The following is a 22,178-nucleotide window of genomic DNA, read 5'->3' as shown; positions in this document are numbered from 1 at the left end:
TCTTTTGTCTGGATATTCGAACCAATATATCTCTATATAAAATTCAAAATGGTTCCGGGTGCATCGCACCAGGAACCATTTTGTCTACAGTCTGACCTTGGTATTATACCAAGGTTTATACTGGAATTACAAGAGCACAGATGGCAGGTACCGCATGGAACTGGTACCGGAACGATCAAAAGGAGTTAAATCATGAAATTTGAGGGAATGTCGCTGAAAAAAAGTTTCTGGAGATTCATATGGCCTTCGGTGGTGGCCCAGTGGATCTTTGCTCTGTACACCATGGTGGACGGTATGTTTGTGGCACGGGGAGTGTCTGAGGTGGCTTTGTCGGCAGTGAACATTGCATCCCCCTTTGTGAATTTCCTGTTCTCCGTGTCCATTCTATTTGCAGTGGGAACCTCCACCATTGTGGCTATTTTCCTGGGGCAGGAAAACCACAGGGAGGCGAACCGCGCCTATACCCAGAACCTGGTGGTGCTGGGGGGAATCTCACTGGTGATCATGGCGGCGGTGTGGCTGAGCCTGGACCGGATCGCTGCTTTTTTGGGAGCCACGGCAGCTACCATGGAGTATGTAAAACATTATATCCTGTCCATTCTGCCCTTTGCCTGGTGTTTTATCATTTCTTATTCCTTTGAAATACTGGTAAAGACAGACGGTTATCCCAGGTTTGCCACCATGGCCGTAACAGCAGGCGCCCTGCTCAACTGTGTCCTGGACTATCTCTTTGTCATGGTATTTAAGTGGGAAGTGGCCGGAGCCGGGGCAGCTACGGGTATATCCCAGATGGTGACGGTATTTTTGTATCTGAAACATTTCCTGAGTCCCAGGGCCACCATACGGTTTGAGAAGCCCCGGTGGAGCGGAGCACAGTTTTGGCGTGTGATAAAGATCGGACTTTCCTCAGGTCTGACGGAGCTGTCCGCAGGGTTTACGGTTTTTATGTTCAACCATGCCATTCTTAGATTCATAGGGGAGCAGGGGATCATAAGCTATACCATTATCGCCTATGTAAACACCATTGTGGTAATGTCCATGGCGGGGATTGCCCAGGGAACCCAGCCTCTGATCAGCTTTTACTACGGAAAAGGGGATGAAGCCAGCTGCAGTAAGCTGCTCCGGTACTCGGTGAGGGCATCGGTGGGAATGGCCGCGGCCGCATTCCTGGCAGCCATGGCAGGAGCGGATATGCTGGTGGGCGTGTTCATTTCCCCGTCATTGCAGGAACTGAGGGATTACTCCGCGTTTGTATTCCGCATCTTCAGCATATCCTTCCTGTTCATGGGATTCAACGTGGTGGCCGGCGGTTTCTTCACAGCCATAGAAAAGCCCGGTGAATCCCTGATGATCTCCCTGGGGCGCGGAGTGGTGACCATGGTATCCGCCCTTGGGGCATGTATTGCCCTTATGGGCGGCGCGGGCATATGGTGGGCGCCAACCGTGTCCGAGCTGATGTGCCTGGCGGTTACGGGTGTGCTGATGTACCGCTTGGAGAAATACTGATTAACAATCAAAAAAATAGAGATGCAGCGCAGTAAACCAGTAAAAGAGCCATGATGATATTTACCAGCATGGTGTGTTTCGAGAAGAACTTGTAAAATGCCGCTCCAAACAGCGCCCATACAAAAGAACCGGAAGCGCCAATGAAAGACAGTATAACAGTAAATCCTATTAGTGCTGCGCCAGAATGAAAAACTGGCAAAATATAAAGGGACATTGCTGTGATTGCGTAAATATAAATTTTTGGATTGGCAAATTGTAATACCATGCCTGAGAGAAAACTGGCCTCTTTTCCGCTGTCTGCACTTAATTCAGACGAACTTTTCCAGACCTTCCATGCAAGGTACAGCATATAAGCGGCCCCTAATATTTGCATGGCAATCTTGATTCTGGGAAGAAATGAATAGAGCGTTGCACTAAAGGCGGTGCAAACAGACATAACGATTGTAAAACCAGCCAGGATGCCGAAATTAAAGGAAACGCTCCGCCGGAATCCCAGCCGTACGGCATTGCTCATGGAAAGCAGATTATTCGCTCCCGGCGTATAAGCCGTGATAAAGCAATAAATCAGAAAATCATATAAATGGAACATAGTGACCCCTTTCTATTTCAGCAATGAGAAATAACCACTTATGAAAATTATAAGTACAATAACAGGCCGCAAAAATACATTCAGGCACTCCGATTTTCTGAATGGTTCCAAAGTCGGGATAGAGATAGTAACGTAATCCAATTTCTGCATTGGGGAGCAGGACAGACCTGACGGCCAAAACAATTAAAAGGCAAAATAATAATGACATCATAATTTTTGTTACACGTTCCACACCCTTTTGTAAACCGATTGTGCAAATACCAAATGAAACAAAAGTTATAACAAAAGAGCACACGATCATAGCAGTAGGATTTCCAAGCAAACCAGAGAATACATTGGCAACTTCGCTGGAAGTAAGACCTTGAAACCGGCCTTTTACCATTTCTCCAAAGTAGTAAAGAAGCCATCCGCTGATTACCGTGTAAAACATCATCAGCAGATAATTCCCAATGATTGTAACGTACTTAAACCAGTGCCATTTGGTTCCTTTTGGTTCCAGTATATTAAATGACAATGCGGTACTGCGTTGGCTTGCCCGGCCCACCGCAAATTCCATCACCACAATCGGCAGGCCCAGTATTACTAAAAAAAACAGGTAAAAAATAACAAAGGACGCGCCGCCGTACTTTCCTGTTACATATGGGAACCTCCAAATGTTTCCCAAGCCGATGGAGCAGGCGGCGGTAATTAAAATAAATCCCAGCCGTGATGAAAAATGTTCTCTCTTCATAGTTTAGACCTACCTCTTTTCCTCTTTACAAACCTAAATTGAAATTGTATAATGATATAAAAGGGTTATTATATCGCACTAGTACGATATAATGATACAACTTGTGCGTTATAATGTCAAGAGAGGAGAGCGATTTTTTTGGATTCCATGAATATAATAGTCGCTAAAAATATTAAGCGGCTGCGAGAAGAAAAAAAGTTAAGTATGGATGAACTTGTAAAGTTGAGCGGTGTAAGTAAGAGTATGCTTGCGCAAATTGAACGGGGTGACGGAAATCCAACAATATCCACATTATGGAAAATTTCAAATGGAATGAAGGTGCCGTTTGACGCTTTAACCGTTCGCCCAAAGAGTCCCTATGAGATCGTTAAAAAGACTGAAATACAGCCTTTGCTTGAGGATGGTGGAAAAGTAAAAAACTTTTCTCTTTTCCCGGATAATGAGAACCGCAGATTTGCAGTCTATTATCTGGAATTAGACCAGGGAAGTTATTGGGAATCCGAACCACACTTAAAGGGAACCACTGAATTTATTACAATCTTTAAGGGCAAAATCGAGATCTATGCCGGCGGTCAAAGATTTATGGTTGAAGAAGGTGAAAGCATACGCTTTAGAGCCGATACCAATCATTCATACAAGAATGCTGGAAATGAATCCGCAATATTACACATGATCCTTTTTAACCCCTGACAGGGACTGGAGGATACGGCCAGGATTCCCTGTTCTCAATGAAACTCGGGTTGAAATGTTTGCTTTTTTGAGTTACTATATTTTTAAACCATGGAAATCATGAGAAAAGTTGGTGCATGCCTGTGAACCATGATACTTACCGATATTTGATAGCCTTTCCTCTTTTGGTCCTGTGCCTTCTGGCATCGGGATTTTCTGATCCATTTTCAATTAAAGCATATGGAAATCCCCTATCTTTTCAGGAATCTTCGGACAGCGGGCTGTCCGGCCATTACAGGGAATACCGCCGGCGTTTTGAATCCATTGAGACAATGGCCGGCATTGATGATAATGGGTTTGAGATGATCGGGCCCAAGGTCTTTGACATGGAGATGAAGGGGATCGGACAAGTCTTTGTCACCCTGACCTTTGACACGGAGTATGACCGCCTGGCTGTTTTTATTTCAGATGAGGACGGGCGTATCGTATATAAGACCGACCAGCTGGAGACCAACAACCAGCGCAGGGGAAGCCTGGAGCAGCCCAACGAACGCCTTCCCGCCGCCTCGTTCCGGGATATGAACGGGGATGGGTTGACGGACATTGTGCTTATTTCGTCCTGTTTTTATGATTCACAGATCAATGCGGGTAAATCCTACAAGGTGGGGGATGTGCTGTTCCAAAAGGACGGATCATTTTACAGGGATTACAGGATCTCAGATAAGATCAACCGGTTTGGCATGAACAAAAGCATCAGTTTCCTCACCTCCTTTGTCCGGGACGGATATTCCACGGAATTTTTATACACGTCAAACACGCAGCAAGAACTGGTGGATTCCGGGTTTCAGATCGTGCCTGCCCACTATTATCCGGTCATGTTTGAAAAACTGGGACGGCTTTGGCTGGTGCCAGGGACTTACCGCATGGCGGAGTATACCGTGTTCATGCTGTACCTGGTCAATGAACAGGGTTATATTGTCTGGAGTTTCCAGCCCATGGGGGATTATGAAAACCTGTATGGCCTGAGGGGAATCAACTGCCGTGACATTGACGGCGATGGGCTGAAGGATATTGTGGTGCTGGCCAGCTACAGCTATGAGGGAAAGGACGGGGAGATCGTGGTGGAGACGGACTACTCTGTCTACTACCAGAGGACCAGCGGCTTTTACGAGGATACGGACATAAAACATACGGTTCAGTGCAATGACAGCGACACCATGTATGAACTGGTGGAACGGCTGCGGGCATATTGGGGGTGGAGATCAGAGCAATGATAAAAGTACTGATAGTGGATGATGAAAAACCAATCTGTGATTTGATCGATATGAATCTGACAGCTGCGGGCTATCACTGCAGGGCGGTCCAGGACGGTGTGTCGGCACTGAAGATGATCGAGGGTGAATCTTTTGACCTGATTCTTCTGGACGTGATGCTGCCCGGGGTGGATGGTTACGATATCATGGAGTACATACGCCCCCTGGAGGTCCCTGTGATCTTTATAACAGCAAAGCACGAGGTGAGGGACAGGGTCAAGGGCCTGCGGCTGGGAGCGGATGATTATCTGGTAAAGCCCTTTGACATGGTGGAGCTGACTGCCAGGGTGGAGGCGGTGCTGCGCAGGTACAACAAGACGGAACGCCTTCTGAGGGCGGGGGATGTGACCGTGGATGTGGAGGCCAGGATGGTAACCAGGGCCGGAAGGCCGGTGGTACTGACCAACAAGGAGTTTGGGCTCCTGCTCCTGTTTATCCGGAATAAAAATGTAGCCCTGTTCAGGGAGACACTGTACGAAAAGGTATGGGAAGGGGAATACTCAGGGGACAGCCGTACCCTGGACCTCCATGTGCAGAGGCTGAGAAGAAAACTGGGATGGGAAAACAGTCTGGTGGCGGTGTACAAAGTGGGATACCGCCTTGAGGTGCCTCAATGAAATTTTCCTTTAAACTCCTTGTGTGGACCATGATCGTCATGGCCCTGGGATTTGGTTTCAGCGGTTTTTATTTTGTCAACTATGTTTTCCAAACCGCTTTGGAGCGGGAAGTGAGTCAGACGCTGGACGACAGCAGTATCCTGCGTTTTGCCTTTGAGACAGCTGCCCTTAATGTGCCTGCCAAATATGATGTGCTGCAGGATACCACAGTGGGACAGATAGCCTCAAACCTGGAAAGCGGGGGACACAATGCAAGGCGTATGCTGCGCCTTTCCGATGAACAGAGGAACGTGCTGTATGCCAGCAGCGGTTTTGACATCGATAACCGCCTTTTAGACCAGACCGGTCCTGACGCCAAGTCATACCGGGTGGTCAGCCGCAGCGGCAGCTATTATATACAGACCGGGACCACGGTGAACGCCCTGGACCGTGTCCTGTACCTGGAAACCATGAGGGATGTGTCGGAGGTGTTCCATGAGCGCGCTCTGGGATTCTCCGTTTACCGCCAGGTGACCATTGCGATGCTGGTGTGCGGCACCGTGATCATGCATCTGATTGCCTCATTGCTTACCAGGCCCATCCGTCTGCTGACCCGGGCCACCAAGCGCATGGCTTCCGGGGATTACCATTACCGGGCCAGGAAGGTCAGCAGCGATGAGCTGGGACAGCTCACCATTGATTTTAACCAGATGGCCAATGCCCTGGAGGACAACATCAACAAGCTGGAGGATGAGATCCAGTCGCGGGAAGACTTTGTGGCTGCATTTGCCCATGAACTGAAGACGCCCCTCACATCCATTATCGGATATGCCGACATGCTCCGTTCAAGAAAGCTGGACGAGGAAAAGAGTTTTGTGTCGGCCAACTATATCTATACGGAAGGAAAGCGTTTGGAGGCCATGTCCTTCCGTCTGCTGGACATCATGGTCACCAGACACGGAGGGGCGGAGTTTGGAGCGGTTTCCGTGGAATCCCTGTTTTTGTACCTCTATGATATGTACGTGCTGAACAAGAGCATGAAGATATATTTTAACTATGACGAGGGAACTGTTTGGGCGGAGGGAAACCTGATCAAATCCGTGCTCATGAACCTGTTGGATAATGCCTGCAAGGCATCGGAGCCGGAGGGGCTGATCGAGGTGTACGGCAAGCAGCTGGATGAGGGATACCGATTCCAGGTAAAGGACCATGGGGTGGGGATCCCCAGGGAGGAGCAGAAAAAGATCACCAAGGCGTTTTACATGGTGGACAAATCCAGGTCCAGGAGCCGGAACGGCGCAGGGCTGGGGCTGGCTTTGTGCGCAGAGATCCTGCTGCTGCACGGAAGCCGTCTGGAGATAGAGAGTGAACCTGGAAAAGGGACCTGCATGAGCTTTGTCCTGCCTGTCCGGGCAGAGGAGGAGAACGTATGAGGAAGATGATATTCAGCCTGTTCCTTCTTTTATTTACCGTTCTGATCATGCTGCTGTCCATTGCGGGGCCTGAGCTTTTTGCCAGATACCGGGATAAGGCCATATTAGGGCAGATTTACACCAGGGCCATGGAATCGGACGGGGAAGGGTACCGGTATACCCTGAGTCCGGGCGAAAAACTCTATATCCTGTCCGAAAGCCTGGGAAGACAGATGTTTCCCGAAAGTGAACAATACGCCCTTACCAGGGACAGCGGATACGGTGATCTGGATGGAACCTATGCTTTTGTGCTGAACCACAAAGGTCCTTCCGGAAAGGAGATCACGGATTATCAGATTTATGAGACCTGCAACCAGGGGCTGGCTGCCCTGAAGGAACTGGGAATATTGCCGGATACGGTGAGAAATGTGGACAGCGGTGCGTATGACGCCACCCTGTACTCTGCCATCGATGTGCTGGAACCCAGGAATAATGTGGCGGTCTGGAAACTGGAGCTGGCCAGTATACAGAAGAACACGGACAGGGAAAACAGGCTCATGGAGGCGTATATTGACGCTGATAACGGGAAAATATACGAGTTCTATGCCAGGACGCCCCTGACCTGGGAGAATATGGATCCGGACCGGATCGCCGGGGACTGGGCGGAGTATATGGGATTGGAAGCCCCAACGCCATACGAAACAGATAATCCACTGATGGAGGCCACGCCCTATTTCAGCAAGTATGTCTGCAGCGGGGTGGGGGATCAGAAGACCATAGTGACCATTGGCTTTTATGAGGGAATCAACGAGTTATTTTTAAAAATTTCCAGATGATGCAACTTTGATGCAAAAATGATGGTATTTTGATGCCGCTCCTGTGTAAGCTGGGAACCAGAAAGCAAGATTCAGATGCATTCAGGTTCCTGGGAGCACAGGGGCTTTTTACATTCAGAGGGGCATATATGGTGTACAGAAGAAATTCATATTCAAAGGGCTGGAAAAGGTCTGCCGGACGGCTGGCCTTGCTGGCCTTATCCACGGTTGTGTCGGTGTGTATCTTCACGGTGCCGGCTGTGAGTTCCATGGGAAGGGAAAGGACATCGGGCATGTACAGAACAGCGGGTATGTACAGAACAGCGGGCATGGACAGGGCAGGAGGACAGCCGGCGGCATTCCCTTTGGATCCGGGCACCGTGATAACCCAGGGGGAAATGGCTGCAGACATGATCGTGGCCGGAATACGGGAACGGAAAAAGGAAAAAAGCGAGCAGCCTAAAACCATATATCTCACCTTTGATGATGGGCCGTCAGAAGAAAATACCAACGCGGTTTTGGATGTCCTGAAAGCGAGGAACATAAAGGCCACCTTTTTCCTGGTGGGAGAGAATGTGCGCAGGCATCCCCAGGTGGCCCGGCGCATCGCCGCAGAGGGCCATACCATCGGCATCCACTGCAACCGCCATGACTATGAGGAAATCTACAGGAGCACGGATTGTTTTATGGAAGATTTCCAGGAAGCATACAGGACGGTCCTGGAGGTGACGGGGGCTGAGATAAAACTGTACCGATTTCCCGGCGGCAGCATTAATTCCTATAACCGGGCTGTCCGGCAGGAGATAATAGACCGGATGAGTGCCAGGGGGTTTACCTATTTTGACTGGAATGCCAGCCTTGAGGACGCGGTCAAGCCCGCCTCCCCTGAGGAACTCATAGCTAATGCAAAAAGGACGATCCAGGGCAGACACCGGGTGGTGCTTCTGGCCCATGACATTGTACACAGCACGGCATCCTGTCTGGATGATCTCATTGACCAGCTGCAGGATTACCAAATGGAACCCCTTACATGGGACACAAAGCCCATTCAGTTCAGATAATTGCGGATCAGGGACAAAACAGGGACCTCACAGCGGGCGCCTGTTTTTGTTTTGAATTTTACAATAGTAAATCTCTCCCATATATGATAGAATATAAATAATGTGTTAAGATTTAAGGCGGCCCGTACAGGCGGAAAGGAGAAGGGGATGGATAGGTTAAGGGATTCATATCTTCTCTTTTATCTTGCCGGCTTCAGCTTCCTTCTTCCACTGCAGTGGGTGGAGCGGGTATCTGCCATGAGTGAGCGCGATCCTGAGCTTCCCCTGGCGGTTGGCGGGGGCATGGAGTTTCCCCCGGTTGAGACAGGGCAGCCTTACCTGATTATTGTCAGATGCCGGGACCTCAGGTTTGGAATAGGTGCTGAATCAGTGGCCGGACTGGCAGAGATCGGAGAGGAACGGATCCATGGGATACCGGAAGGGGTAATGAGCAGCCATAACCGTTATCTGAAGGCAATGGCCCTTCTGGAAGGGGAGGACGGCGGATATGATCCGGCTTTTGTACTTGATCCCCTGGCCATGGGATTGGAATAAATGGGAGGTCATACACATGGATTTGGTGGCTGTCAGGGATGGAGACAGGGTACTGTACGTAGAAACAGGCCGCATCCGGGAGATCGTCATTCATCCCCAGTTACATAAAGTACCCGGGGCCCCGGGGAATGTCGGAGGAGTCCTGATTTATGAGGGAAAACCTCTGACTTTTTATTGCCTTGGCAATGGAAATGAGATTTCCTGTGCTTTTATACTGGGCGGACAGGATGACGCCCTCTGTGCTGTCTGCGGGGAACCGGTTGGAGAGGAAAACGGGGATCAGGAGGAATTGGTCCGGGTACTCACGGGAGTATGGGAGAAATCAGAGTGATCAGACTGAATGCAAAGGAATTTGATGAAATTGTAACATATATCAGGGAACACTACGGTATTAACCTGGAAAAAAAGCAGGTCCTGATCGAATGCAGGCTGGCCAGGGAACTGGAGCGGCGGGGAATTACTTCCTTTGCCAGATATATGGAGCTGATGAAGAACGACAGGACCGGTATTATGGCCGGTGAGATGGTGAACCGGCTTACCACCAATTATACATACTTTATGAGGGAGCCGGCCCATTTTACTGTATTGGGGCAGAAAATACTGCCGGAACTGTTTGAGAACCGGAGCTGCGGCGTCTGTAACATCTGGAGTGCAGGATGTTCTACCGGCGAGGAGGTGTATTCGGTTTCCATGCTGATCCAGGAACTTAAGGAAAAGGGCGGACGCATGCCCGGTATCCGTATGCTGGCCACGGACATTTCAGGCGAAGCCTTGAGAAAGGCGGAGCAGGGGATCTATCCCATTAAGGAGATGGAGTGCCTGCCGGAGTCATGGCAGAGAAAATATTGCCGGGTCCGGGAGGAGAACACCTTTGAGGTGGAAGAACGGCTCAGGTATAATATACGGTTCAGACGCCATAATCTTATGGAGACAGCGCCGGGAACGGAAAAATTCGATCTGGTATTATGCCGGAACGTAATGATATATTTTGACCGCCGCTCAAGGGAATGGCTGGTCCGTCAGCTGGAGGCCTGCCTGAATCCGGGGGGCTATCTGCTGGTGGGACATGCGGAGCTTTTATCAAGGGAGGAGACCAGGCTGGAGGCGGTATATCCGGCTGTTTATAAAAAGCCTGTAAAATAGAGAGCCTGTTCAATAAAAACCTGTAAAATAGGAAGGGATAAAAGGGGACCATATGGATAAACGGATATTAATTGTAGATGATGCAATGTTTATGAGAAAGATAATCCGCAAAATACTGAACGAAGGCGGGTATCAGGATGTGTCTGAGGCACAGGACGGAGAAGAGGCCATGGCTGTGTTCAGGCAGGTAAAGCCCGATCTGGTCCTTCTTGACATCACCATGCCCGGCAAGTCCGGCCTGGAGGTCCTGGAGGAGATGCTGGCAAAAGAACCGGGGACCAGGATCGTGATGTGCTCGGCAGTGGGGCAGGAGATGATGATCCAAAGGGCATTGGTTGCAGGTGCGGTGGATTTTATCGTCAAGCCTTTTAAGGCGGATGAATTTATGCGGGTTGTGGATTGCCATCTGAATTCATAAAGATTGCGGGGATAAAAATGATGAGGGAACGGTTCAAGAATTATAAGACAGGCAAGAAAATGGCAGTGGCTTTCATATCCATTATCATTCTCTATATTATCACGGTTGTGACGGCGCTTTTTAACATAGAGTCCGTGTCCTCCAGAATGGACCGGCTCTACAATGAGCCGTTTGCCAATGTACAGTCCTCCCTGCGCATGATTGCAAACCTGCGTGCGGTGGACCGGAATATAGTCCTGATGGCAGCCACCGATGAGCTGGTGGATGAAGATAGATATCTTGAGAATACAAAAGAGCTGATCCAATCGGAGGAGGCTGCTCTGACCCAGCTTTCCACCGGTTATATCACTGCACCGGAAAAGGTAAAGGAACTGCAGGAAGAGTTCCAGAAGCTGGCCGTATCAAGGACCAGGATCATGTCTCTTCTGGAAGAGGGGGAAAACAGGGAAGTCTTAAAGGAGTATGTGGACAGTTATCTCCCCCAGGCCAATACGGTGCGGACGGTTCTCAACGATGTGGTGGATTTATCTGTGGCGGACGCGGAGCACAGTATGTCTGCGGCGCATGAGGCAAACCACAGGATTATGTTTATGCTGCTCCTCCTTTCACTGGTATGTATCGCATTTACCGTCCTGATCTGCGTTACCATAACGAAAAGTATTGTAAGGCCCATCAGGGAGGTAAAGGATGCGGCCAATACCATTGCCAATGGCGGTCTGGATATCGGACTTTCATATAAGTCCAGGGACGAACTGGGACAGCTGGCCGATGACATACGCAGCACATCAGAGGCTCTGAAGAACTATGTGGAGGAGATCCGCAGAGGGCTTGCGGCTCTGGGCGGCGGTCATCTGAACTACCAGCCGGAGGTTGTGTTTAAAGGGGATTTTATTGCGGTGGGCAATGGGCTAAGTGAGATCAGCCGTCTTTTGCGTAATTCCATTTATCAGATCAACAGCAGCGCGGAGCAGGTATCCCTGGGAGCAGAGCAGGTGTCCAACAATGCCCAGGCCCTGGCACAAGGCGCATCGGAGCAGGCAGGCTCCGTGGAAGAGTTGGCAGTGAGCATTAATGAGATCGCAGAGAGCGTAAGGAATAATGCGGACAGCGCAGTTGCCTCCAGCCGTCTGGCCGCATCCGTGGGTCACAGGCTGGGAGAGTGCGAGGAGCAGATGGCTTCCCTGATGGAATCCATGGGGCAGGTTAAGAAAAATTCCGGGGAGATCACAGGGATCGTCAGGCAGATTGAGGATATAGCGTTCCAGACCAATATTTTGGCCCTGAATGCTTCGGTTGAAGCTGCCAGGGCCGGGGAGGCCGGCCGGGGCTTTTCCGTTGTGGCGGAAGAGGTCAGACGTCTTGCTTCCAAGACTGCGGGGGCGTCCAAGCTTACCGCGGAACTGGTGGAAAAGAATTCGGAGGCCGCAAGGGATGGTATGGACGCGGTCAATGCAACGGCCCGGACATTAAAGGATTCCGTGGAAGGGGCCAGGACCGTTAACAGGGAGATGGATAAGATCTCAGGGCTGTCCATACAGCAGGCTGAGGCTATCAGCCAGATCCGGAAAAGTGTGGAACTTATTTCGGAGATCGTCCAGGGCAATTCAGCCACATCGGAGGAAAGCGCGGCAGCCAGCGAGGAGCTTTCCGCACAGGCCCAGATACTCAAGGAGCTGGTGGAACGCTTTGAATTATAGGGATATAAAGGAGAGGCAAGGGGATGGAGACTTACAGGGAGTTGGATGAGATATCAAAGGATATATTAATGGAAATTGGAAATATAGGAGCCGGAAATGCAGTCACCTCCCTGTCGCAGATGATGGACCAGCCCATTGAACTGGAGATACCGGCACTTAAGGTCCTGTCCTATCAGGAGGTCTGCCGTGTTCTGGGACAGCCGGAGGAACTGCAGACAGGGATTCTGGTGGAGGTGACGGGACAGATGAAGGGGATCTTCCTGTTTATGCTCAGCGAAACCTTTACAAATGCCGTAATAGAGGCCATATTGGGCAGGAGAGCGCAAAGGATCATGGAGATGGATGAGATGGAGACATCCCTGGTCTGCGAGCTGGGCAATATCATGTGCGGTTCCTATATCCGCGCCCTGTCTCAATTTATGAATATAGAGATGGATGTGTCAGTGCCTGAACTGTGTATCGACATGGCAGGGGCGATCCTGAGCTATCCACTGTCCCACTGGGTGATCGTAAGTGATGATATCCTGCTCATAGAGAACCGGTTCCAAATGTCGGGCAAGGCCTACAGGGGCCACATACTGTTCCTTCCGGAGCAGGAGGATTTGGGGATCATGCTTCACAGACTCAGGGAGTAGCGCCATGGATAAGATTGTAGTTGGGATTGCAGATGGAAAAGTCGTATCAGGAAACCAGGTGCTGGTCTCCTATGCCCTGGGCTCCTGTATTGGTATCTGCCTTTATGATCCCCAAAAAAGGATTGCAGGTATGGCCCATATCATACTCCCCGGAAGGGAGTATGCGGCCAACAAAGAAAATGCATATAAATTTGCGGATGAAGGCGTCTGTGAACTGGTAAAGGAAATGGTGGGCCGGGGAGCCAGGGAAAATATGCTGGTAGCCAAGATCGCAGGTGGAGCCAGGATGTTCTCATCATCCAACATCCATATGGATATTGGAGAAAAAAATACGGAGGCCGTGAAACTCAGCCTGGCCAGGAAGGGCATACCTCTCATGGCCCAGGATACGGGAAAGAATTACGGCAGGACCATTTTCTTTTATGGGGAAAACGGAAAATTAGAAATAAATTCGGTGAGACATGCACTTGTTGTGCTGTAAAACCAGGAGGAAGAACAATGCACATGAAAGAGGAAAACAGGCAGACAGTGTTGATCGTGGATGACAGTCTTTTGATCTGCGAACAGATTAAAGCAGCTTTAAAGGAGGAAGATATCAGCCTCTGGGAAGCCCACAGCGGCCAGGAGGCTGTGGAGCAGTTAAAGCGGTGCCGTCCCGATCTGATCCTCCTGGACGTGGTGCTTCCGGACACGGACGGCTATGAGCTTTACAATCATTTAAAGGATGGCAGTCCAAAGGATTCGGTCATCATTTTCCTGACCTCCAAATCCAGTGACGAAGATGTGGTCAGGGGATTTTCCATGGGTGCCTGCGATTATATCAAGAAGCCTTTTGTCAAAAAGGAACTCCAGTCCAGGATCCACGCCCACCTGGCCCAGAAAAAGCAGAGGGACGAACTGGACCGCCAGAACAGGGAACTGCGGGACAGTATGGAAAAGCTGAATTATATGGCGTACAGGGATGGGCTTACGGGGCTGTACAACCGGCGTTATGTTGTGGGCGATCTGCTGGAGGATGTGCGCTGCTGCACGGCAGGGGATGTGGAGACAGTCTTTGTGATGGCTGATATTGATGATTTTAAGCTGGTTAATGATACGTACGGCCATGATGCCGGGGATATGGCCCTTGTATGCATTGCCAACATCCTGGAGGACAACTGCCGTAACCACAGGGTGGTCCGGTGGGGCGGAGAGGAATTCCTTATGATTCTGTTCCGTGTCACTCTTGAGGAGGCATATGAGATCAGCGAGAAGGTGCGCAGACAGGTGGAACAGTTTGTGATTCCCTACGGAGCGGAAGGATTTTCCTGTACCATGACGCTGGGGCTCCATGTATTCAAACCCCAGGAAGCCCTGGAGGAGGGGATAAGCTGTGCGGACAAGGCGCTTTATCACGGCAAGAGGAATGGAAAAAACCAAAGTGTGTGGTATGAAAGTTTATAATGGACGGAGCGGATTATGGGATATTTTGAATCAGATGCCCTGGAAATGCTGGAGGTATACCTGCTGGAGACAAGGCAGCTTAACAATCAGCTGGCAGATATACTGCTGGAGGCAGAGAGAAAGGGCAGGTTTGAGGAGGACAGTATTCACAGCATTTTCAGGGTCATGCACACCATAAAAAGCTCATCAGCCATGATGGGCCTGGGAGGCCTGTCCTCCATGGCCCATAAGCTGGAGGACTTGTTTTCATTTTACAGGGAGCATCCCGAAAATCTGGAATCGCCGGAGCCGGGACTGTTTGATCTGCTGTTTGAAGCATCCGATTTTGTTGAACAGGAGCTGGAGCAGATGAAAAGGGAGGGTTACAAGCCCGGAGATACATCCGGTATTGAGAACCGCGCCCAGGCCTGCCTGGCGGGAATGAAGCAGGGGAAAGTACAGGGCAAAGTGCTGGAAACAGCGCAGGCCCAGGGACTTAACAAGGCCGGGACAGGGCAGCCCCGGGGACTTAACAAATCCGGGGTGGGGCTGGAACCGGATCAGGAGCAAGGGCTGGAACCGGACGGAACATTAAGGGCAGGACCCAAAGAGGGAGAGACGGCGGCGGAGATACCCGAAGCCTTTGTGGCCCAGGGGGGCACGGTTGTCAATGTGACCCTGGAGGAAGGCTGCCGTATGGAGAATATCCGGGCATTCATGCTGGTGCGGTCCATAACAGGTATCTGCACACTGGTGGAGACATATCCCAAAGATCTGGACAAGGCAGGAGAGAGCGCTGAATATATAGGGAAAAATGGCGTTTTTATCCGGTTTGAGAGCGGTGATAAGGAGGCGGTCCTGAAGACCCTGAGAAATGGACTGTTTGTGGCAGGGTGCAAAGTGGTGGCTGACAGTGAGCCTGAGGACAGCCTGCACGGGGGCAGCGGATCCGGTTTGGGTCCGGCCTCCGGGAACAGGAAGGCCGGCGGTGAAAAGGACCGGCCCGAGATGGTCAGCGATGATTTTATGGAGGTGCGTATTGAGCGTCTGGACCAGCTTCAGAACCAGGCGGCGCAGCTTCTGCTCCAGATGCAGATATTGGAGAACGAACTGAGCAAAAGCGGGCTGGAGGATGTGGAAAACGGAACAGGCCATCAGATCAGCCTGCTGGTGAGCCAGATCGAGCGCTCGGTCATGGAGATGCGCCTTGTGCCTGTGGCAAAGGTGGTCCCAAAACTGAAACGGGCTTTAAGGGACATGTGCAGGGATCAAAAAAAGGAAGCTGAGCTGGTGGTCCAATGTGCGGATGTGGAAGCGGATAAAAGCGTGGTGGATTACGTGTCTGAGGCCCTGCTGCACATGGTGCGCAATGCCATGGACCATGGCATAGAAGCGCCGGATCAGCGCCAGGAGGCGGGAAAAGACAGGAGAGGGAAGGTTGTTTTTTCAGCAGAGAACGCAGGCGGGGAACTGCGCCTGACCATTAGCGATGACGGCAGAGGGATCGATATGGAAAAGGTCAGGGAAAAAGCCATGGAAAGAAGTCTGATGACCGGTCCGGGGGAGGATATCCAGCAGATCAAGGAAGTCCTGCTTTCCCCGGGGTTTTCCACCAATGAGACAGTGACGGAATACTCCGGAAGAGGCGTGGGACTGGACGTGGTTAAGAACATCATGGAGGAGGTGGGGGGCAGCCTTTCCATACGCAGCAAGGAAGGGGAGGGCAGTTCCTTTGCCATCACGGTTCCCCTGAACCTGGCATCCATGGAATGTGTCCGGTTCAAAATAGGACCGTACCGTTTTTCCATACCTGCCCGCCATGTGTACCGTTTCCTGGAATATGGCGCGGTTAAGGATATGATGCGCTGCATGAATGGGCGGGAATATCTTTTGTACGAGGACAGGATGGTTCCGATCATTGATCTGCACGGCTTTTACTCACTGGGCGGGGAGATACCGGAACGGGCCGTCCTTGTGTATGTAAGAGGTGCGGAGCACGAGGGATTCTTTCTCATGGATCACATCTATGGGCAGAAACGCATTGTGATAAAATCCCTTCCTGCCCTTCTGGGCAGCGGCTTTAGGAGCAGAACCGGCATCTGCGGCTGCAGTATCATGGGCAGCGGCCATATATGCGCTGCTCTGGACACTGAGATCCTCATTGGAAGGTACAAAAAGGAGGAGCGTTATGACAGATGAACCAGTCAGGGAAGTGCTCTGTATCCCGGGAAACGGCCGGAAATATGCGGTTGAATTTTCTTATGTGGAAGAGATATGCAAGGATGTGGTCTTATCTGCCATGCCCTGCCTTCCGGGATATTATGCAGGTGTCTGCAACCATAAGGGGACCATTGTTCCCGTGGTCCGTCTGGAGGGCTGTATTGAGAACTGCATAGAGGGCTGCATAGAACCGGACAGTCCTGGATTCCCTGTGGACAGCGGGGAGACCTTTGTGGACCGTCAGCTTGTCATGGTCATCCATTGGAAGAAGTATTATGCGGGAATCCTTTTGCACGGAGATCCCTATATGGCCCAGCTGAAGGCTGAGGACCGGATTCGGGGGCCGGAAAAGCAGGAAGCCGCATTGCTGGCTGAAAAGGCGTATTATATGTGTGGAAATGAACTGTATTTTCTTTTGGATGTGGAAAAGACGTTGGAAAATCTCATTGTGTGCAGATAAGGTAAAGGGCGGCTCCCTGACGGGGCCGCCCTGATCTTATTACAAGGGGTAGATGTTGAGCCGTTTGATCTTGCCCTCATCATCCACTTCCGAGAGAAATGCGGTCACCGGCACCACGTGCTCATGATAGGTGATGAAATACCACACGGTATTGGCATCCGCATATTTTACACTGTGAATGGGGAAGGGTCCACCGTTAAATCCGAATTTGTGGTGGAACATCATTTCCACGGCCATCTTTCCCTCCAGGTGGATGGTGTCCATACCGGCCTTGATCACGGAAGAGTCGTGAAGTACTCCGTATTCGTTAAACAGATCGGCCAGGGCAGCCTCATCCCCCTTCTGCATGCAGTCAATGTATTGCTCTAATATCGTCATATCATTATCCTCCTAGATTTATGTTAAAAACGTTCCGAGCGCAGCAGGGCATCGATTCCGCCGTCCACAAACAGAATCACGCCGTTGATCCCGCTGGCCATGGGGGAAGCCAGGAAAACGATCCCGTTGGCGATCTCCTCGGCATCCAGGAATTCCTTCCTGCCGTATCGGGTGGGTATGGGGATGAGTAGGGCGGCGTCCATCTGGGCGTCCGTCATATTCTGGGTCATGGGGGTGGTGGTGTTGCCGGGGGCAACGGAGTTGATGCGCAGTCCGTCCACGGCCCATGAGGGGGATACACGGCGCACCCAGCGGGCCAGGGCGTGCTTGGATGAACTGTAGCAGGAAGCTGCCTGGGTCCGGGGGATATCCTTCACAAACTCCAGAATCCGTTCCTCATCCATGACATTGGAAAGCATATCCACCCAATCCATACGCACGGTCATGTTGGTGATGGAGTTGGAGGAAGTGATCACGCAGTTTCCATGTTTTTTCTTTAACAGGGGCCTCAGGGCCTCTGCGATGCGTACGCTGGCAAAAAAGTTCAGGGCAAAAATGGTCTGGGGCGGTGCCGTAGGCCCTACGCCTGCATTACAGATCAGCACATCGATCCCGTCCGGATAACGGCGAAATACCTCGTCAACGGCGCTCTGGCGGCCTTCCGGGGAAGATAGGTCAGCCAAATGATCGCCGCCCTTAAAATCAATGTTGAATACCTCATGACCCTGTGACAGAAGTAGTTTGCGGGTTGCTGCACCGATACCGGTGGTACCGCCTGTGATAACATATGTACTCAATGAAATGTCCTCCTTTACAAACTCTTTGCTAAATAAATAACAGTAATCATTATTATTTAATATATAAAACCATATCATTCGCATAAGTATTTGTCAATTTAATTAAAAAAATAACAATGTCATACAAATCCCATTGTGTTTACAGAGAGCCTGTGACCATGAACCAAATGCCTGCTGATGTACGGCCCGATCTGGGGGAGGTTGAAGAATATCCTTAGGAATGCTACAATAAGACTTTAGAAATTCTTTTTAATTTTATGACGGATATATTTTGAATTGACTGCTAGGATAATATACGTAAGGAGGATATGGACATGAGCGGGGACCGGATTTTACTGGTAGAGGATGACAAAGAGATAAGGGAAGGCGTTGAGATATTTTTAAAAAGCCAGGGATACGTGGTGTTCCAGGCTGCAGACGGAATAGAAGGGCTGAAGGTGCTGGAGGACAATGAGATCGACCTGGCTATCGTGGATGTGATGATGCCCAGGATGGATGGGATCACAATGACCGCAAAGCTCAGGGAAAAACATGATTTTCCGGTTATTTTCCTGTCTGCCAAATCAGAGGAAGTTGACAAGATACTGGGACTGAATATGGGCGCCGATGATTATATCACAAAGCCCTTTACTCCCATGGAACTTCTGGCCAGGGTAAATTCCCAGCTCAGGCGATACCACCGTTTTATGGACCGGCTGAATTCCAAACAGGCTGAGAATCCTAAGATTCACAGACTGGGCGGACTGGAGGTCAATGAGGAGACCGTGGAGGTTATGGTGGACGGAAGCTGTGTGAAGGTGACGCCCATTGAGTTTAAGATCCTGTTGCTGTTAATACAGAACCCGGGCCGTGTATTTCCCGCTGAGGAGATATATGAGCGGGTCTGGAATGAAAGGGCCATCAATACGGATACGGTCATGGTACACATCCGTAACCTGAGGGAAAAAATCGAGGTAAACCCCAGGGAGCCCAAATATGTAAAGGTGGTGTGGGGAGTTGGATACAAAATTGAAAAACAGCCATAAGTTAGGCGTGTGGCTTATTATACTGGCGGTGGCGGCGGCATCGGCCGCAACCATAGGCCTTTACCCGTACATGAAGGCAAAGGCCGGGGAATACAGTTCAGACAGAATGACACGTCTGATGGAACAGAATTATGATTACAGCGGCCTGGCTACCCAGGTCATGAATTTCAGCTACGAGATATGGCATCAGCAAAAGCAGGAAGAGGAGGGCCGGGTGCTCACCTATTCCCAGGCATTCCTTCCCGGCCTGGAGGAAAAGATCCGCAGGGCCAGGGCTGAGGAGTATGGTTTTACAGATGACCGCGGCGTTACGTACAGCCAGGCCGGGAGCAGTACCGGCACTTCCGATGAAGTGGATGGGGCAGGCCCGGGCGCGTCAGGAGCAGATGGCAGTGAAGACGGCGCCGGTGACGTATCTACAGGTAACGTATCTGCCGGTAACGTATCTGCCGGTGAGTACGGTGTGACGGCAGAACATCTCAGCTCCGATGTGTTTGATGATTCCATGGATAACACAGAGCTCCGGATCGTATCGGATTACAATTATTACGATTCCCAGTATGATCTGGACTACTATCAAAGCCTCCAGACACTTATGGACACTGTGGGCAGGGATTGGGAGCGCTATTTCCAGAAATACAATTCAGCCCTTTTCTACGCAGTGCTGGATGAAAACAACCGGTACCAGAGGAGCAATGTGAACAGCCCGGAACAGTTCTTTGACTCACCTTTAAACGAGCAGGCAAGGGAATTCAAATTCACTGTGGAGTTTTCCGGAACAGGAAGCCTTAAGGTGGTGGACTTTGCAGGGGGGGATGAGGATGCCTCCAGACTGCTTCAGGCAATGAACCGTTTTGAATTCTACGATCCACTGACCCAAAGGTTGTCTGATGACTACCGCTACAGCGATGTGCGGTTTTCCGGTCCAAAGAATATTAAGATCCAGTTCAGGTGCGTGCCTGACACATTTAACAATGCCATGCGTCTGGCAGATGACTGGGAGACTGATGGCAGATCATACATTGACGGAGGCGGATACTATACGGTCGTGGGCAGCATGATGTTTATCCTGGCCGTAATGGCCCTGGCCCTTCCGGCTGTTAAGAAGCTGGAGATCGGCAAAAGCGCGCTGTGCCGCCTGAGCTTTGAACCTCTCAGCCTGATCGGGATGGGATGGCTCTGCATCATGGGAGAGGGAAGCATTCCCGGTACTCTTATGTCCGCAACCGTGACCGGAACCTTGAAGCAGGAGCTTTTGAGAGCCGAATTCCTGCCATGGTCCGCGGATGTGATGGTGGTGGTGATCAACCTTGTATTCTGGGGAATCGCTTATGGCCTGTTCTATTGGGGGATCACATGCTACAGGGCGGTCTTTTCCCTGGGGTTGTGGCGCTACTTTAAGGAGCGCACCTGGCTTGGAAGATTCCTGCGCTTTATCAAGCGCTGGGCCTGCAATGCCCTGAATGTGTTCAATGAGACGGACTGGGAGAGCCGGTCCACTAAGATCATCGGCAAGGCGGTGATCGGAAACTTCGTGATTTTGACCCTGATCTCTTGTCTGTGGTTCTGGGGGATCGGTGCTCTGGTAATCTATTCCATTGTGCTGTTTATCCTTTTGAGGAAATACTGGGGAGAGATGCAGGTGAAATACAGGACGCTGCTAAATGGGATCAATGAGATCGCAGAGGGCAACCTGGATGTGGAGATCAAGGAAGACCTGGGTATATTTAATCCCTTTAAGGAACAGCTTTGCAGAATCCAGGAGGGCTTAAAAAAGGCAGTTGCACAGGAGGTAAAAAGCGAGCGGACCAAATCCGAGCTGATCACCAATGTATCTCACGACTTAAAGACGCCCCTCACTGCCATTATCACTTATGTAAACCTTTTAAAACAGGAAAATGTCACTGAGGAGGAGCGCAGGTCCTATATCCAGGTGTTGGACCAGAAGTCCATGCGTCTGAAGGTGCTGATCGAAGACCTGTTTGAAGTGAGCAAGGCCAGCAGCGGCACCGTAACCCTGCACCCGGAAAATGTGGATATTATCAGTCTTTTGAAGCAGGTCCGCTTTGAACTGTCGGATAAGATGGAGGCCAGCGGGATTGAGTTCAGGTTTAACCTGCCCGAGGAACGTGTGGTTCTGTACCTGGACAGCCAGAAGACATACCGTATATTTGAAAACCTTTTGGTCAACATTGCGAAGTACGGACTGCCGGGAACCAGGGCATACATTCTGGTCGCCCGGGAACCGGATGGGTATGTTAATATCTCCATGCGCAATATATCGGCCAAGGAGCTGAATGTATCGCCGGAGGAGCTGACCGAGCGGTTTGTGCGGGGCGACTCATCCCGCAACACAGAGGGCTCCGGCCTGGGGCTTGCCATTGCCAGAAGTTTTGTGGAGATCCAGGGCGGCACCATGAAGATCGAGGTGGAGGATGACCTGTTCAGGGTGATCATACGCTGGAAGGAAGCAATGGTGCAGCGAGATAAGGAACCGGATAAAGGACAGGAGAAGGATTCGGAAGGAGAACCGGAAAGAGGACCGGAAAGAGGACCGGAACAAGGACCGGAAGGAGGAATGGAACAAAATCCGGATCAGTATCCGAATCTGGATAACAGAGGAGGCGGAGCACCTGTGTCCGGGGAAGATGGAAGAATTACGGACAGGGAGGCATCTGATGACATTGAAGTGATATCCGGAGAATGGACCGTGGTCCAGGATGAGGAATCCCGAGATGCCAGATAAGGATATGTAAAA

General features: G+C 50.7%; 22 protein-coding genes and 1 pseudogene. 19 read left to right on the top strand and 4 right to left on the bottom strand.

All coding sequences use genetic code 11. The features are described from left to right. Nucleotides 1–192 precede the first annotated feature (192 nt). On the top strand, nt 193–1,506 hold the full coding sequence (locus ABID13_RS17340) for an MATE family efflux transporter (RefSeq protein WP_045092051.1): 1,314 nt from the start codon (nt 193–195) through the stop codon (nt 1,504–1,506). Nucleotides 1,507–1,513: 7 nt separating this feature from the next. Here ABID13_RS17340 and ABID13_RS17335 read toward each other — a convergent pair whose 3' ends face one another. Together ABID13_RS17335 and ABID13_RS17330 are read right to left on the bottom strand one after the other, a co-directional pair. After that, entirely contained in the window at nt 1,514–2,095 is a 582-nt protein-coding gene (locus ABID13_RS17335; RefSeq protein ID WP_048929439.1) for a LysE family transporter, read from the bottom strand. Between the two features lie 64 nt (nt 2,096–2,159). Beyond that, nucleotides 2,160–2,825: pseudogene (locus ABID13_RS17330) on the bottom strand (SLC5/6 family protein); the annotation flags it as partial. 138 nt (nt 2,826–2,963) lie between these two features. Between ABID13_RS17330 and ABID13_RS17325 the strand changes: the two are divergent. The 16 genes from ABID13_RS17325 to ABID13_RS17250 all read left to right on the top strand — a co-directional run bounded on the left by ABID13_RS17325 (nt 2,964) and on the right by ABID13_RS17250 (nt 17,220). After that, nucleotides 2,964–3,515, top strand: a complete 552-nt coding sequence (locus ABID13_RS17325) for a helix-turn-helix domain-containing protein (RefSeq protein ID WP_007862904.1) — start codon at nt 2,964–2,966, stop codon at nt 3,513–3,515. A gap of 116 nt (nt 3,516–3,631) precedes the next feature. Beyond that, nucleotides 3,632–4,768, top strand: a complete 1,137-nt coding sequence (locus ABID13_RS17320) for a hypothetical protein (RefSeq protein ID WP_053095342.1) — start codon at nt 3,632–3,634, stop codon at nt 4,766–4,768. Next, nucleotides 4,765–5,424, top strand: a complete 660-nt coding sequence (locus tag ABID13_RS17315) for a response regulator transcription factor (protein WP_007862899.1) — start codon at nt 4,765–4,767, stop codon at nt 5,422–5,424. The genes ABID13_RS17320 and ABID13_RS17315 overlap by 4 nt, the downstream gene beginning before the upstream one ends. Continuing rightward, nucleotides 5,421–6,836, top strand: a complete 1,416-nt coding sequence (locus ABID13_RS17310) for a sensor histidine kinase (RefSeq protein WP_045092053.1) — start codon at nt 5,421–5,423, stop codon at nt 6,834–6,836. Before ABID13_RS17315 ends, ABID13_RS17310 begins: the two co-directional genes overlap by 4 nt. Beyond that, nucleotides 6,833–7,651 carry a hypothetical protein gene (locus ABID13_RS17305; protein ID WP_007862895.1) on the top strand — a complete coding sequence of 273 codons (819 nt, stop codon included), beginning with the start codon at nt 6,833–6,835 and terminating at the stop codon, nt 7,649–7,651. The genes ABID13_RS17310 and ABID13_RS17305 overlap by 4 nt, the downstream gene beginning before the upstream one ends. Nucleotides 7,652–7,779: 128 nt before the next feature. Then, nucleotides 7,780–8,691 (top strand): polysaccharide deacetylase family protein, encoded by a 912-nt coding sequence (locus ABID13_RS17300; RefSeq protein WP_227161150.1) that lies wholly within the window; start codon nt 7,780–7,782, stop codon nt 8,689–8,691. 147 nt (nt 8,692–8,838) lie between these two features. Further along, nucleotides 8,839–9,225: a hypothetical protein gene (locus tag ABID13_RS17295; protein ID WP_007862891.1), complete on the top strand. Its 387-nt coding sequence runs from the start codon at nt 8,839–8,841 to the stop codon at nt 9,223–9,225. Nucleotides 9,226–9,241: 16 nt separating this feature from the next. Then, nucleotides 9,242–9,556, top strand: coding sequence for a chemotaxis protein CheW (locus ABID13_RS17290; RefSeq protein WP_007862889.1), 315 nt, complete (start codon nt 9,242–9,244; stop codon nt 9,554–9,556). Then, the gene (locus ABID13_RS17285) at nt 9,553–10,368 is read left to right on the top strand and encodes a CheR family methyltransferase (RefSeq protein ID WP_007862888.1); all 816 of its coding nucleotides are present in this window, start codon (nt 9,553–9,555) and stop codon (nt 10,366–10,368) included. The genes ABID13_RS17290 and ABID13_RS17285 overlap by 4 nt, the downstream gene beginning before the upstream one ends. A gap of 52 nt (nt 10,369–10,420) precedes the next feature. After that, on the top strand, nt 10,421–10,786 hold the full coding sequence (locus tag ABID13_RS17280) for a response regulator (RefSeq protein ID WP_007862887.1): 366 nt from the start codon (nt 10,421–10,423) through the stop codon (nt 10,784–10,786). 20 nt (nt 10,787–10,806) lie between these two features. Further along, nucleotides 10,807–12,483 carry a methyl-accepting chemotaxis protein gene (locus ABID13_RS17275; RefSeq protein WP_040416329.1) on the top strand — a complete coding sequence of 559 codons (1,677 nt, stop codon included), beginning with the start codon at nt 10,807–10,809 and terminating at the stop codon, nt 12,481–12,483. Between the two features lie 23 nt (nt 12,484–12,506). Continuing rightward, on the top strand, nt 12,507–13,118 hold the full coding sequence (locus ABID13_RS17270; protein ID WP_007862885.1) for a chemotaxis protein CheC: 612 nt from the start codon (nt 12,507–12,509) through the stop codon (nt 13,116–13,118). A gap of 4 nt (nt 13,119–13,122) precedes the next feature. Continuing rightward, a complete protein-coding gene (locus ABID13_RS17265) occupies nt 13,123–13,599 on the top strand; it encodes a chemotaxis protein CheD (RefSeq protein WP_045092055.1) in 477 nt (158 codons plus the stop codon). Nucleotides 13,600–13,616: 17 nt separating this feature from the next. After that, nucleotides 13,617–14,561 carry a GGDEF domain-containing response regulator gene (locus tag ABID13_RS17260; protein ID WP_007862883.1) on the top strand — a complete coding sequence of 315 codons (945 nt, stop codon included), beginning with the start codon at nt 13,617–13,619 and terminating at the stop codon, nt 14,559–14,561. A 15-nt stretch (nt 14,562–14,576) separates the two neighbouring features. Further along, a complete protein-coding gene (locus ABID13_RS17255; protein ID WP_048929438.1) occupies nt 14,577–16,739 on the top strand; it encodes an ATP-binding protein in 2,163 nt (720 codons plus the stop codon). Beyond that, entirely contained in the window at nt 16,729–17,220 is a 492-nt protein-coding gene (locus ABID13_RS17250; RefSeq protein ID WP_048929437.1) for a chemotaxis protein CheW, read from the top strand. The genes ABID13_RS17255 and ABID13_RS17250 overlap by 11 nt, the downstream gene beginning before the upstream one ends. A 39-nt stretch (nt 17,221–17,259) precedes the next feature. Here ABID13_RS17250 and ABID13_RS17245 read toward each other — a convergent pair whose 3' ends face one another. Beyond that, on the bottom strand, nt 17,260–17,598 hold the full coding sequence (locus tag ABID13_RS17245; protein WP_007862880.1) for a nuclear transport factor 2-like protein: 339 nt from the start codon (nt 17,596–17,598) through the stop codon (nt 17,260–17,262). 23 nt (nt 17,599–17,621) lie between these two features. Continuing rightward, nucleotides 17,622–18,395: an SDR family oxidoreductase gene (locus ABID13_RS17240; RefSeq protein ID WP_007862878.1), complete on the bottom strand. Its 774-nt coding sequence runs from the start codon at nt 18,393–18,395 to the stop codon at nt 17,622–17,624. 314 nt (nt 18,396–18,709) lie between these two features. On the opposite strand from ABID13_RS17240, the gene ABID13_RS17235 reads away from it, so the two are divergent. Then, nucleotides 18,710–19,420 carry a response regulator transcription factor gene (locus ABID13_RS17235; RefSeq protein WP_007862877.1) on the top strand — a complete coding sequence of 237 codons (711 nt, stop codon included), beginning with the start codon at nt 18,710–18,712 and terminating at the stop codon, nt 19,418–19,420. Beyond that, nucleotides 19,392–22,166 carry a sensor histidine kinase gene (locus tag ABID13_RS17230; protein ID WP_048929436.1) on the top strand — a complete coding sequence of 925 codons (2,775 nt, stop codon included), beginning with the start codon at nt 19,392–19,394 and terminating at the stop codon, nt 22,164–22,166. Before ABID13_RS17235 ends, ABID13_RS17230 begins: the two co-directional genes overlap by 29 nt. The last annotated feature ends 12 nt before the right edge of the window (nt 22,167–22,178 follow it).

It is taken from the genome of Enterocloster citroniae, from assembly GCF_040545455.1.
GTDB lineage: Bacteria > Bacillota > Clostridia > Lachnospirales > Lachnospiraceae > Enterocloster > Enterocloster citroniae.
The sequence above is the reverse complement of the archived record's forward strand: the minus strand, read 5'-3'. Positions and strand labels throughout refer to the sequence as shown.

Coding starts and splice junctions, on each gene's coding strand:
- ABID13_RS17310 (WP_045092053.1), top strand. CDS start 5,421: ATGAAATTTTCCTTTAAACTCCTTGTGTGGACCATGATCGTCATGGCC.
- ABID13_RS17335 (WP_048929439.1), bottom strand. CDS start 2,095: ATGTTCCATTTATATGATTTTCTGATTTATTGCTTTATCACGGCTTAT.
- ABID13_RS17270 (WP_007862885.1), top strand. CDS start 12,507: ATGGAGACTTACAGGGAGTTGGATGAGATATCAAAGGATATATTAATG.
- ABID13_RS17300 (WP_227161150.1), top strand. CDS start 7,780: ATGGTGTACAGAAGAAATTCATATTCAAAGGGCTGGAAAAGGTCTGCC.
- ABID13_RS17260 (WP_007862883.1), top strand. CDS start 13,617: ATGCACATGAAAGAGGAAAACAGGCAGACAGTGTTGATCGTGGATGAC.
- ABID13_RS17320 (WP_053095342.1), top strand. CDS start 3,632: ATGCCTGTGAACCATGATACTTACCGATATTTGATAGCCTTTCCTCTT.
- ABID13_RS17235 (WP_007862877.1), top strand. CDS start 18,710: ATGAGCGGGGACCGGATTTTACTGGTAGAGGATGACAAAGAGATAAGG.
- ABID13_RS17305 (WP_007862895.1), top strand. CDS start 6,833: ATGAGGAAGATGATATTCAGCCTGTTCCTTCTTTTATTTACCGTTCTG.
- ABID13_RS17280 (WP_007862887.1), top strand. CDS start 10,421: ATGGATAAACGGATATTAATTGTAGATGATGCAATGTTTATGAGAAAG.
- ABID13_RS17295 (WP_007862891.1), top strand. CDS start 8,839: ATGGATAGGTTAAGGGATTCATATCTTCTCTTTTATCTTGCCGGCTTC.
- ABID13_RS17265 (WP_045092055.1), top strand. CDS start 13,123: ATGGATAAGATTGTAGTTGGGATTGCAGATGGAAAAGTCGTATCAGGA.
- ABID13_RS17255 (WP_048929438.1), top strand. CDS start 14,577: ATGGGATATTTTGAATCAGATGCCCTGGAAATGCTGGAGGTATACCTG.
- ABID13_RS17250 (WP_048929437.1), top strand. CDS start 16,729: ATGACAGATGAACCAGTCAGGGAAGTGCTCTGTATCCCGGGAAACGGC.
- ABID13_RS17315 (WP_007862899.1), top strand. CDS start 4,765: ATGATAAAAGTACTGATAGTGGATGATGAAAAACCAATCTGTGATTTG.
- ABID13_RS17340 (WP_045092051.1), top strand. CDS start 193: ATGAAATTTGAGGGAATGTCGCTGAAAAAAAGTTTCTGGAGATTCATA.
- ABID13_RS17275 (WP_040416329.1), top strand. CDS start 10,807: ATGAGGGAACGGTTCAAGAATTATAAGACAGGCAAGAAAATGGCAGTG.
- ABID13_RS17245 (WP_007862880.1), bottom strand. CDS start 17,598: ATGACGATATTAGAGCAATACATTGACTGCATGCAGAAGGGGGATGAG.
- ABID13_RS17290 (WP_007862889.1), top strand. CDS start 9,242: ATGGATTTGGTGGCTGTCAGGGATGGAGACAGGGTACTGTACGTAGAA.